11 protein-coding genes and 1 tRNA gene are annotated in these 11,251 nt (G+C 48.7%); 6 read left to right on the top strand and 6 right to left on the bottom strand.

All coding sequences use genetic code 11. The annotated features are described in order from the left end of the window. The first annotated feature begins 62 nt into the window (after positions 1–62). A tRNA-Arg gene (locus Mpt1_RS00065) sits at positions 63–135 on the top strand. 350 nt (positions 136–485) lie between these two features. Then, positions 486–1,565, top strand: coding sequence for a Fic family protein (locus Mpt1_RS00075; protein WP_158386700.1), 1,080 nt, complete (start codon positions 486–488; stop codon positions 1,563–1,565). Between the two features lie 81 nt (positions 1,566–1,646). Here Mpt1_RS00075 and Mpt1_RS00080 read toward each other — a convergent pair whose 3' ends face one another. After that, positions 1,647–2,171, bottom strand: a complete 525-nt coding sequence (locus Mpt1_RS00080) for an adenine phosphoribosyltransferase (protein WP_048111120.1) — start codon at positions 2,169–2,171, stop codon at positions 1,647–1,649. A gap of 94 nt (positions 2,172–2,265) precedes the next feature. Here Mpt1_RS00080 and Mpt1_RS00085 point away from each other — a divergent pair, with 94 nt between their 5' ends. The 3 genes from Mpt1_RS00085 (at position 2,266) to Mpt1_RS00095 (ending at position 6,284) form a co-directional block, all read left to right on the top strand. Further along, positions 2,266–2,484 carry a heavy-metal-associated domain-containing protein gene (locus Mpt1_RS00085; protein WP_048111122.1) on the top strand — a complete coding sequence of 73 codons (219 nt, stop codon included), beginning with the start codon at positions 2,266–2,268 and terminating at the stop codon, positions 2,482–2,484. Next, positions 2,484–4,715 carry a heavy metal translocating P-type ATPase gene (locus tag Mpt1_RS00090; RefSeq protein WP_048111124.1) on the top strand — a complete coding sequence of 744 codons (2,232 nt, stop codon included), beginning with the start codon at positions 2,484–2,486 and terminating at the stop codon, positions 4,713–4,715. The genes Mpt1_RS00085 and Mpt1_RS00090 overlap by 1 nt, the downstream gene beginning before the upstream one ends. Before the next feature lie 516 nt (positions 4,716–5,231). Beyond that, positions 5,232–6,284: an epoxyqueuosine reductase gene (locus Mpt1_RS00095; RefSeq protein ID WP_048111126.1), complete on the top strand. Its 1,053-nt coding sequence runs from the start codon at positions 5,232–5,234 to the stop codon at positions 6,282–6,284. 50 nt (positions 6,285–6,334) lie between these two features. Here the strand turns inward: Mpt1_RS00095 and Mpt1_RS00100 are convergent, their stop codons facing one another. Genes Mpt1_RS00100 through Mpt1_RS00120 form a run of 5 tightly spaced genes read right to left on the bottom strand, consistent with a single transcriptional unit; the run spans position 6,335 to position 10,808 of the window. Further along, positions 6,335–7,411 carry an SPFH domain-containing protein gene (locus Mpt1_RS00100; protein WP_048113519.1) on the bottom strand — a complete coding sequence of 359 codons (1,077 nt, stop codon included), beginning with the start codon at positions 7,409–7,411 and terminating at the stop codon, positions 6,335–6,337. Between the two features lie 2 nt (positions 7,412–7,413). Further along, positions 7,414–7,950 (bottom strand): hypothetical protein, encoded by a 537-nt coding sequence (locus Mpt1_RS00105; RefSeq protein ID WP_238603120.1) that lies wholly within the window; start codon positions 7,948–7,950, stop codon positions 7,414–7,416. Further along, positions 7,951–8,316 (bottom strand): hypothetical protein, encoded by a 366-nt coding sequence (locus Mpt1_RS00110; protein WP_048111128.1) that lies wholly within the window; start codon positions 8,314–8,316, stop codon positions 7,951–7,953. A gap of 18 nt (positions 8,317–8,334) precedes the next feature. Further along, positions 8,335–9,879, bottom strand: coding sequence for a hypothetical protein (locus tag Mpt1_RS00115; RefSeq protein ID WP_048111130.1), 1,545 nt, complete (start codon positions 9,877–9,879; stop codon positions 8,335–8,337). A 5-nt stretch (positions 9,880–9,884) separates the two neighbouring features. Continuing rightward, a complete protein-coding gene (locus Mpt1_RS00120) occupies positions 9,885–10,808 on the bottom strand; it encodes a hypothetical protein (protein ID WP_048111131.1) in 924 nt (307 codons plus the stop codon). A 35-nt stretch (positions 10,809–10,843) separates the two neighbouring features. Here Mpt1_RS00120 and Mpt1_RS00125 point away from each other — a divergent pair, with 35 nt between their 5' ends. Beyond that, on the top strand, positions 10,844–11,251 hold the full coding sequence (locus Mpt1_RS00125) for a hypothetical protein (protein ID WP_048111133.1): 408 nt from the start codon (positions 10,844–10,846) through the stop codon (positions 11,249–11,251).

An 11,251-nucleotide genomic window follows, 5' to 3' on the forward strand; every position in this document is an offset into this window, starting at 1 on the left:
AACCAATATAGGTTTTTATCTTTAATCAGGACTAAATAATCAATACGCATACTATTAAAAACGGGCCCGTGGGGTAGTGGATCATCCTTTTAGCCTTCGGAGCTGAAGACCCGTGTTCGAATCACGGCGGGCTCACTCAATTTTACTCTGAAAAGTGCGACGGATCTTATAAAGATAATACAGAGTACATTCCTCTGTAGTGCGTTCTCACTCTGATTATGTGGACCACACCTTTGTACTCTGGGTCATCGCTGCCCCTTACATCATACACTCACTCAATGAAGGTCCCGGCATAATACAATTCCCAGTTTTTTCTAATAACTATTCTCAGTTTTTCGATTCTTTGACAATGGAACAGCCGCCCCTGGATCCCTTGGTAGCGGATCAAACTTTAGCATTCGGAGCCGAAGACACGTATTCGAATTACGGTGGGCTTACCAGACAACTTTCAAAATTTTACAGTGAAAAATAACATGAATAATACAGTGACAAATACAGTGACAATTCAGGGTACACCGGGATCCCCCCCCCCCACATCAACGCAACAGCACCGAGACATATTATTAAAATATGGTTTTGATGTATGTAGGAATGTGATTCACGATCCTAGGTTCGATTCTATAAATGAAATATCTTCGCTGGTATCCGAGATATCTTTGTTAATAGATCAGATCTCGGATGAAGATGTTCCACCAATCGACTTGAAATTGAGGCGCGCCAACACGATCAGATCCATACAATCCTCATTAGCAATAGAAGGCAACACTCTCAGTTTGGAAAAGGTGACAGATATTGTCGAAGGAAAAAGGGTCCTTGGCAATCCGCGAGAGATACAAGAGGTAAAAGGGGCTTTGAAAGCCTATGACAATATGGATAGTTACGACCCATATTCCATAAAGGACCTGCTTGCAGCTCACAAAGAAATGATGTATCTGTTAGTGGATGAAGAGGGTAAATTCAGAAAATGCGGCGTTGGCGTTTTCAAGGGAAATGTTCCCGTGCATATCGCACCGGAACATAAGGAGGTCCCGACACTAATGAATGAACTGATAGAATGGGTGAGAACAACAGATTATCACCCACTGATAAAAAGTTGCATCTTTCATTATAGATTTGAATACATACATCCATTTGTTGACGGTAATGGGAGAATGGGAAGGTTCTGGCAATCTCTGATCCTTTCAAAATGGAAACATGTTTTTGCTTACCTTCCTGTGGAAACATGGGTAAAAAAAGAACAACAAAATTACTATTCTGCTCTCCAGAACTCCAGTCCCGACAATGTTACTCCGTTTGTTGTTTTTATGCTCCGAATGATCAGAAATTCAGTCAGAGAATTTGTTGAGCATAATCATTCTCTTACTGCCGAGTCATTATCAAAAAAAGAGAAAGAGATATTTGGGATCATTTCGGATAATCCAAAGAACACGGCGGGTGAAATCGCCGAACTGGTAGGCCTTAGCGAGAGAATGGTTAGAAGCCATATCTCTGCATTGGTCAGAAAGGAATATATCCGGAGAGTTGGCAGCGACAAGGCCGGGCAATGGGAAATATTGCGCAAGTAATTTCATTGTAAACTTCATTGTAAACTTCATGGTAAATCTTTATTGAAACGATCTGATGCTGAAAGAAAACACACTTTGAAATTAATTCCCCTCATAAATTATCAGGGATTCCACATCATATCCTTTGAGCGCCTTTCTTCCTTCTAGGCCCGCAAGTTCCATCACGAAGCATATTTTGACGACCTTTCCGCCCAGCCTCTCGACCATTTTGATCACGGCGCCCGTAGTGCCGCCCGTAGCGATCAGGTCATCGATTATCACTATTTTCTGCCCTTTCTTAATGCTGTCCGCATGCATTTCAAGCGTGGCACTCCCGTACTCAAGATCGTAGCTTTCCGAGATCGTCTCTCTCGGAAGCTTCCCTTTTTTCCTTGCGAGAATAAACCCTTTTCCCATTGCATAAGCGACAGGTGCACCGAACACGAAACCTCTTGATTCCGAACCGACGACAAGATCGAAATCCACGCCTTTGAGCAAAGCCTTCAGACCGTCCACGGCCAATTTGAAACCCCTCGGATCCTCTATGACGGAAGTGATATCTCTGAACATTATGCCCTCTTTCGGAAAGTCGGGTATGGTCTTGACGTAATCTTTCAGCTCTTTCATGCGATCTTATTGCTTATGCAGTTACCAGTTTAAATTATATTCATTTTCGAAGTAAAAGGCAAACGATGTTATATCCCCAAGAGAATCATTAATTATGGCAAAGACCGTTTTAAAAATAGAGGGAATGTCGTGCGGGATGTGTTCAAACAAGGTCGATCAATTCCTTAAGAAAGTGAACAAAGTAACGGCAGTGACGGTCGATCTTAAAAAGGGGACCGCCGAGGTAATCCATGACGGGGCGAAGGACGAGGATCTGATCCGAGCGGTAGTGGATGCCGGTTATAAGGCGAAAGTGAAGAAAGGACTCTTTTAATGAATACGGATGTCGAAAGAGTTAATCTCAGAACGGATGGGATGACATGCGCCGCATGCTCCGCTTCAATTGAAAAAGCGATTCGGAAGTTAGATGGGATAGAGGAGGCCAACGCAAACTTCTCCAACAATGTGGTATCTGTGCTGTACGATCCGTCAAAGACGGGAAGGGAGCAGATAGCCGATGCGATAAGGAAGGCCGGTTATTTTGTTCTGGAGGATGATCCGGATGCCGTTGCGGAAAGAGAGCGTCTAAACGCAATAAGGACGAAAAAAGAACTGATAGTCGCAGTGGTTTTTGCGGTCCCTCTGTCCGTACTTGCGATGGGTCCGATGATCGGATTGAAAATCCCGCTGAGCGACGAGCCCGAGATATATTCGATCATACAACTCATATTGTGTATCCCGGTTCTGGTTGCGGGGAGCCGCTTCTATACTAAAGGATATCCAGCTCTGGCTATGGGGGCCCCCACCATGGACACGCTGATCGCATTGGGCACCACGGCCGCTGTGATCTACAGTTTGTACGGCACGGTACAGATTTTCTCGGGGGAACCTCACTATCTGCATTCTCTGGTCTATGATTCCGCCGCAATGATCATCGCGTTAGTTTCCGTAGGGAAATATATCGAATCAAGATCGAAGGTCAAGACCAATGACACTGTAAGAGGATTGCTTGACCTTGCGCCAGCCACCGCAAATGTGATCAGGGATGGAAAGGAAGTTTCCATTCCCGCAGATAAGGTTCTTCTCGGAGAAATAGTGATCATCAGACCTGGGGAGAGAATACCCGCAGACGGGATGATAATCGACGGTTCGTCGTCTATCGATGAGTCCATGCTCACCGGAGAGAGCATGCCTATAAGCAGAGTGTCAGGCGATATGATTTACAGCGGCACAATGAACATCAACGGCAGTCTCAAGATGACCGCGGAGAAAACAGGCAGCGACACAGCGCTCTTCAAGATAGTCAGGATGATACAGGATGCCCAAGGTACCAAGGCGCCGGTGGCAAGGGTCGCCGACAAGGTGGCTGCCGTCTTTGTTCCGATTGTGATGTCCACTGCGGTGGCGGCGTGCCTGCTATGGATGCTTGGAGGCAGAAGTGTTGAGTTCTCTGTGTTGGTGTTGATCTCTGTGTTGGTGATCGCATGCCCCTGTGCGCTGGGACTTGCTACACCCCTTGCGGTGACGGTAGGGACAGGCAAGGCTGCCGAACACGGCATATTGTTCAAGAACGCGTCTGTGCTCGAAAGGTCAGGGAACATAACATCCGTTATTCTGGATAAGACCGGGACGCTGACCGAAGGAAGGCCCAGCGTCACCGGCATTGTGTCGAAGATCCCCGAAGCGGAGATGATAATGTTGGCAGCCTCGGCGGAAGCGAGGTCGGAGCATCCTCTGGCGAAGGCGATAGTCTCCTACGCCGAAGAGAAAGGAGTTGCCGTTTCAGTTGCATCGGATTTTACATCTGAGCCGGGAAGTGGCGTCAGATGCACAGTGGACGGAAAAGAGGTATCTGTTGGAAATGAAAGATTCACAGGCATCGATCTTGTCAGAGAAGGGATCCCGGACCTCTTTGCAGAAGAAAAGACCGTCATCGTCGTCGCCGTGAACGGAATATTCGCAGGAAGTTTTGCGATATCGGATAAGATAAGGAATTCAGCATTGTCCGGTGTGACATCCCTAAAAGACATGGGAGTAAGGCCGATCATGGTAACTGGCGATTCGGAAGGCACTGCAAAAGCTATCTCAGGGGTCGCTGGAATTGAAGAGATACATGCAAGGGCCTTGCCCGAAGATAAACTGAACATCATCAAAGATCTGCAGGTCAAAGGAGAGAATGTCGCGATGGTCGGCGACGGGATCAACGATGCTCCCGCGCTTACTCAGGCGGACATCGGGATAGCGATCGGCTCCGGAACTGACATAGCCATCGGCGCAGCTGATGTTGTTATAATGGGCGACGATGTAAGGGGCGTGCCTGCAGCCGTGGAGATAGGAAGGGCAACACTCAAGAACGTAAAACAAAATCTTTTCTTAGCATTTTGTTACAATGCGGTATGCATTCCGTTGGTGGCGGTGATTCTCCCATTCATGCTCGGTTCGGGGTCTGATGTGTTGATGCAGATGCCGATGCTTGCGGCAGCGGCGATGTCGCTTTCCTCGATATCGGTAGTGACAAACGCACTGAGACTGAGAAGATTCAGACCTTTGAGCATGAAAGTGTGAGAAGAAGCAAGGGGAGTTGTAAAGGTCCCGGCCGAGGCCGGATTGTTGCGGTCATCCGTTGAGTCTTGCAAATGATCCGAAAACATCCTTAGGACGTACAGCGGAAAGTGTCAATCGACCAGATTTTCTCTTTGACGCCTATCTCCGTTATTACAGGATCATTTTCGCCGCAGGGTTTTAACGCATTACTTTTTGCGATCTTCACTTACCTCCGAATATACATGGCATTTCTACTATTTATAGTAAGGCTTTCGACAATTAACGTATTATTCGTACGAAATCATACGAATAACGTAGTTATGATAACCGTGGACATAGATTTTTGTGTAAAACGCTGATTTAACTGCAAAAAAGCAGATTCCACGGCAATGAGGGATTTGACAAACTCTCGCCGCCACGATGCTGACTGCTTAACATGACCGAATTACATGCGGTAACGGATAAAAAAGCACTTCCGCAAATTGCTCTGAAAAGATATATCATCATAGTGAGCCCATAAGCAGGCAGGGCGATCCTTTGGATTATGCAGCGAGCATCAAAGAGCGGGCACTTCAGCTGGGGTTCAGTAAATGCGGTATTATTTCCGTTGATTCGGTAAGGGGATACAAAGAGAAGCTGGACGAAAGGATCGCCGAGTTCCCGGAATCTTCTGCGTTCTACAACAAATTCTATTCATTTGCGGACGTGCGTGAAAAGTTCTCTTGGGCAAGGTCCCTTGTCGTGTGTGTTTTTGATTATAATAATTACAAGATCCCGGAGAACGTTAGGGGGAGGATCGGGGCGATATATCTCTTCGACGGCCGGAGAGACAAGAATTCGGACGCATATCAGGCAAGAAATGAACTGACCGCATACATGGAAAGCATAGGGATCAGAGTTGCGGGCAAAGACGATCGGGACGTCACCGCCCTCCGATTCGCGGCGGAAAAGGCGGGACTCGGGAAGATAAGAAGGAATAATTTCTTCTATACCGAAAAAGGCTCGTGGAATTATATCGATGTGTTCGTCATCGATAAAGAGCTCGAACTGATTGAACAGTCATATCTGAAACAATGTCCGAAGGATTGCGACAAATGTATTCTCGCCTGTCCCACCCGGTCTTTGACGAGACCTTTAACGATGAATCCTCTCAGGTGCGTGTCATATCTGACGGCAAGGGGAGGCGGTACGGTGGATCTTGTGGGAAATCCCGTTTCAAAAGAGATAGGGAAATGGATCTACGGATGTGACGCCTGTCAGAGCGCATGCCCCTTCAACAAGAACCGCTTTACCGAAGATGCGGAATATCCGGGCTTGGCGGAAATGGCAGGCGATCTTTCGCCGGAGAAGATAATCGATATGGACGATGAGTATCTCCTGAACGTTGTTTTTCCTAAATTCAGGTATTTGGGGCCCGATAAAAAATGGGTCTGGAAAGTGAATGCATTGAATGCAATGAACAATGATTATCAAAAGATGTATGACGCACACATCATCAAATGTCTTGACGACCCGGATGAAAGAGTAAGGCGGATGGCGGAGTGGGTACGGTCAATACACAAAGATAAGAACGAATCGCCGTCCCCCTGACCATTCCTCTGTTTTGGAAATGGGAAGTTTAAGGTCCGGCTTTCGCCGGCTCAGTTTAGTTGCTCGGAGCAGTACGGGCAGAACTTCGGTGTCTTCGGGAGACCGCCGAGATCCTCTCCGCAGTACGGGCAGTTCTTGAATGCTTTTCCGTTGCTTTTTCCGGCAGCTGCGGTCACAGGTGCTGCCTGCTGTCTCACCATCGGCGACGGCTGTCCGCAGGAGTTGCAGTATTTGTACGGATATTCATTCAATCCGCCGCATGTGGGGCACATGACCTTCGTAGGCTGCTGTCCCGGCTGCACGCCCTGAACAGGCTGCTGCTGAAGCTGCTGGTACATCTGTGGGAACAATAACATCCCCGCGCCCATTGCCGCACCTCCCGTTGAGTTCCCTATGGCATCCGCCATGCTCTCCATCACCTGGTACTTTCTGAAGGCCTCTCCGTTCTTGCTGCTGAACTGTAGGTAGTTGAACACTTTCGTTCTATCCTCGTCGGTGGTATCCACGGCGTTGATCTTCAGCGCGAGAAGCTCGATCCCTCTCTGTGCAAAGTACGGTTCGATCAATATCTTGGTGTTGGTCGACGCCTTCTCCAAGTTGTTCATGATCGACATATAATACTGCGAGTTCAGCTGCTGGATTATCTGTTCGTTGATGAAGCTCTTCATGAACGAATTGACGTCGCTGGTGGTGAAAGCGTTAAGTCCGCCTATGATCTGGGTGTAGAACACGGCAACGTCGTTCACCCTGAATTGGAAGTCTCCGTTTGCCATAAGGACGATGGGAACCTCGTACTCTTCGGCCGCTTTTATCATACCTCTGATGCCCCACTTGCCGTTGAACATCTTCAATGATACGAAGACGATCCAAACTTTGAACGGGGTCTCCTTGAACCCAAGTGCCAGATTGTATAGTTTCGTCAGCCATGGGATGTTCGCCGATGTTACTACATGTCTTCCGGGTTCGAGGACCCCCATTAACTGGCCGTCCCTTATGAACAATGCCACCGCATGCTCCGGAACGGTGACGGAGGTGATGGTCCTGAGGTCATCCTGCTCCGATCTGTAAATAATGTCGTCAGGCCCCTGGTTGGCCCAGAATACTACGTTTGTTTTTTTGTCTGCCATTCTCATTCACCTTCTTTGAATCCTCTCATTACTGTCTCGCGGCCGTTGTAGTCCTCTATGAGTTCGTCGAAGGTCATCTCTAATTCTCTCAGCGGGACCTTGATCTTAGTCTCGCCCGCATCGATCCTCTTGACCAGCGCTTTGGTCTCTTTTTTGAGCAGAGCGGCATTATCCATCAGCTTGGCGTCCCACTCGATCAATTCGTCGAGTTCGGACTCCATTATCTTGATCGCCGCATGGAATGCGCTGTAACCGTTGACGGCCTTCTTCACGTCTATGTAGTAGCGGTCGGCCTTCGCTCTGATCCTTTCGGTATCCCTCATAAGGTCCAGGTCGTTAACGGTCGCTCTCTGTATCGTGACAAGGTCGAGTTTCACTCTCTCAAGCACTCTCGCTACTTCCGTTCTTACCGCTCTGTCTTCCTCTCTGCGGAGGTTCTTGTCCTTATATCCTCTGTAAATGGGGATGTAATGGCCTATTCTCTCCACAAGGGACTGATTCTTTTTCATCTGACTTTCTATTGTATCATCGATTGACATTTACTTTCCCCCTTTCTTTCCGTTCATCAGTGCGACCGCTATGATCACGACCGCCAAAACTATCAGGAATATCGCAATGAGTATTATAGGATCGATGTCCGTAAGCGTGAACAGCATTCCCATCAGGCCCACCATGGCAACGATTATTCCCACGACCAATTTGTAAGCGAATTCAGAAGGGCCGAATTTACTTTCGACCTTCGGATACATGAACGAAAAGGCAAATAGTGCGATGCCGAATATCAGCAGGGTCACCCACAATACGATCGATATGCCGTAATCTGTCACGGCAAATATTATCAGTCCGACCGCCAGTGCGATAATGAAAGCACCCAGCAACGACGCCGACAATGTTCTGTTGTTCATTTTTCTCCCTTCTTTTGTTTATATTATAACCATTTGTGATATATCCATTCTTCTGACGCGTTCAGGCACCAGTTTGCCGAATCCGCTTGGGACCTCGACGCGGCCGTTCCTGACATCGCAAGGTATGTAGATGAGTGATTTCACAATCGGATTGCTAAGCTTTAATTTATTGTCTTGGCTGGTCATAACGGCAAGATACTCGCTGACCAGCTTCTTTGCTTCTTTTTCCGTGCTCAACGGGACGACGACCTTTCTCGACCCAGGAGAGTTCTTCGCTACGCTCCCGGTAAGCTTCCCTATTCCTTCTCCGCCGCTGATGCTGGTCTCGGTCCCTTTTATACCAGAAAGTATACTGGATTCGGGTCTTATCGAGAATATGTCCGTGACCCCGCTCCTGGGATTGTTCAGGCATTGCTGGTCGATAACGAAATCCGCGGGTATCAAAAGGTCCTCGGTGACCTCCACGCTCTTTTTCGCAAACAGAGCTCCAGTCTGGAAGCTGTACCTCAGGTCCACTTCCCAGAACGGGATAAGGTATTCTCCGGCGCCTGCGATTATAGGAAGCGTGCCGCCACCCTTTGCGTTGAGGACCTCTGCGAGATGACCCAGTATCTCATCGAACCTGTCTTTGTTGCCAAGCAAGAATCCCCACTTCCCGGTCTTCTGGTAATCGAAACCGAATATCTTTTTGATGCTGTTCAGCACCTGCATGGGATCCTTTGACACGCCTTTGGTGAGGAAACTTGCGATATCCGTGAGGATCTTGGCCTGTGTTATCTCCATGTCCAATGCCTGATACATTACGCCCAGCGTAAGGTCGGTATTGATCGATGTTTTTACTTTCTCCAGCTGAGCACGGCCGTTCTCGAAGTACGAGATGCTGCCCATGCTGTCCCCGTTCAGCAGTTTCTCGCACCCGGTGCACATTCCAGCCAGCGCCTGGAAGCGATCAGCGGCGGGACCGTATCCTTTGATCTTCTTGAACGAAGCTGCAGCCTCGTTGAAATTGTTCGCCATCAGAAGGTATCTTCCCGGCTTGTCCTCCTGAAGCAGTTTCGTGTTGTTAATGAGCATCGCATACCCCGATGCCAACCCGTTCGCCGAGTCGATCAGAGCTTTTGAGGACTCATCCACAGCCAGAGGAGAAACGCTTTTCACCCTCGCATCGAATTCGAACGCTTTTGTCGAAGTATGGGAGGGGACAATGCCGCTGTCTGTCATGAATGGGAGCACGATGAGAGGGCTTGAAAGAAGCGAACTCACACCGAACTTATATTCTGAAAATTCAGCCTCCACTCTGGGCCTGATGTTGTTGTTGAAGATGTTGTACCTTGCAACAGAGTCAACATTCTCGCTCTGTGCCATCGAGAAACCGCCCGGCAGGGTCCTGCTGATCCATGACTGTATCTGCCCCATCATCTGTTCCAGATATGCTTTCGAATCGACCCTTTGCTGGGACGTGCCGCAGCTTGAACATGTTATGTACGGGGAGTCCGACTCCAGCGCCTTTCTGTCCAGCGGGGCGCCGCAGTATTTACACCTCAACATAACGATATCGTCCAATCGGTTCACCGTCTCATTACCATCATTGTCGCATTCATGCTTCTGATCTCCGCCTGCAGTCTGGCCTCCATTGCCCTCATCTCCTGCATGGCCTGCTCATGATAGCGTCTCGCTATCTCGTCGGATCTCCTTGAAATGGAAGAGTAGCAAGGCTTGCAAACATAGACCGAATTATAGTCTGCCGGCGCTGATTTTAGGATATCATCATCAGACTGTCTCATGAACGGCGAGATCTCGCTCGACATAGCAAGGAAGTGGACGCCTTCTCCGGTAGAAGGCCTTCCGCATATCCAGCATTTGACGGATTTGGAGTAGGCTTTCATGAGGTTCATGTCCTGCTGCCCGTCCTCTCCAAGCTGTTTGCGGCAGGTATATGCGTTCTGAAGCAGCTCAGCGGCCTTTTTCGGGTCCGACATAACAGCTCCGGCAGCAAGACTCTCGTACCCCCAGGCCTGCAGATACAGGGCCTCTTTGATCCCCGTGTTGACCTGCAGTCCGACGATCTCGTTTATTTGTATCGAGTCGTTCCCTATCTTAGCCTGGTACCTTCTGGCTATGTCGAGGAATTTATTTCCTTTCTGCTCCAGGATCTCAGATGTATTTCCCTGTATCCTCCCCACTTGCATACGTTCCGCAAGCAGACTGCATTCCAGTGCGACCCTTTCCGGATTTATCTCCGTCAATCCGAATTCGAACGGGCCGTTCGCTTTACCGAGGGTCGATGCAAGCCTCTCGTACCTGGCGGGATTATTATTGTCTAGACACGCATCTATCATGTCTATGTATATCCCCGCAAGGTTCGCATTCTTGCCGCCTTTCGCTATTGTCTTTTCGAAATTGCTCCTGGCCTTAGCGAACTCTTTCCTCTTTATCAGGTCCACGCCTTGGTCGAACAACTCGTCGCCGGATTTGAAAACACCGATTGCCATTCTTATGCCTACGGGTGTATAAGTGGTGGTATTAAATGTTCTTTTGTTCTGTCCCGCATCAATATGCGGTCGGATGGTTTGAGGGGAGGCAGCGTGACCTACGTATTCACTGTATCCAAGGGTACAAGCTATCATCGGTCGTTGTGGACGAAACGGAGATGAGCCACGAGCAGGTAAGCTTAGAAGGTACACCGTCCGACCACACCACAGCGGTGAAGAGCGAGGTCTCGACAGACGACGGCAACGACATCCTGTTGTGCATACTCGTGCTGGTCCCGATGCGGATCATCGCGGCCATGCCGGTATGGTTCGTATTCTTCTGCGGGAAGAAGCGAGTGCAGGTAAGCATTATAAAGCCATTTCAGGAGGCACACCGCACCCCTCCTTTCAAACAAAAGTGCGATTACACGACTTACAATGATCGTGTATACACCCGTCGCTAA

Source organism: Candidatus Methanoplasma termitum, from assembly GCF_000800805.1.
Classification (GTDB): Archaea; Thermoplasmatota; Thermoplasmata; order Methanomassiliicoccales; family Methanomethylophilaceae; genus Methanoplasma; species Methanoplasma termitum.

Excerpts from the sequence above, each read along its gene's own strand:
- Mpt1_RS00080 (WP_048111120.1), bottom strand. The coding sequence starts at position 2,171 with ATGAAAGAGCTGAAAGATTACGTCAAGACCATACCCGACTTTCCGAAA.
- Mpt1_RS00085 (WP_048111122.1), top strand. The coding sequence starts at position 2,266 with ATGGCAAAGACCGTTTTAAAAATAGAGGGAATGTCGTGCGGGATGTGT.
- Mpt1_RS00090 (WP_048111124.1), top strand. The coding sequence starts at position 2,484 with ATGAATACGGATGTCGAAAGAGTTAATCTCAGAACGGATGGGATGACA.
- Mpt1_RS00100 (WP_048113519.1), bottom strand. The coding sequence starts at position 7,411 with ATGGCAGACAAAAAAACAAACGTAGTATTCTGGGCCAACCAGGGGCCT.
- Mpt1_RS00105 (WP_238603120.1), bottom strand. The coding sequence starts at position 7,950 with ATGTCAATCGATGATACAATAGAAAGTCAGATGAAAAAGAATCAGTCC.
- Mpt1_RS00110 (WP_048111128.1), bottom strand. The coding sequence starts at position 8,316 with ATGAACAACAGAACATTGTCGGCGTCGTTGCTGGGTGCTTTCATTATC.
- Mpt1_RS00120 (WP_048111131.1), bottom strand. The coding sequence starts at position 10,808 with ATGGCAATCGGTGTTTTCAAATCCGGCGACGAGTTGTTCGACCAAGGC.
- Mpt1_RS00125 (WP_048111133.1), top strand. The coding sequence starts at position 10,844 with ATGTTCTTTTGTTCTGTCCCGCATCAATATGCGGTCGGATGGTTTGAG.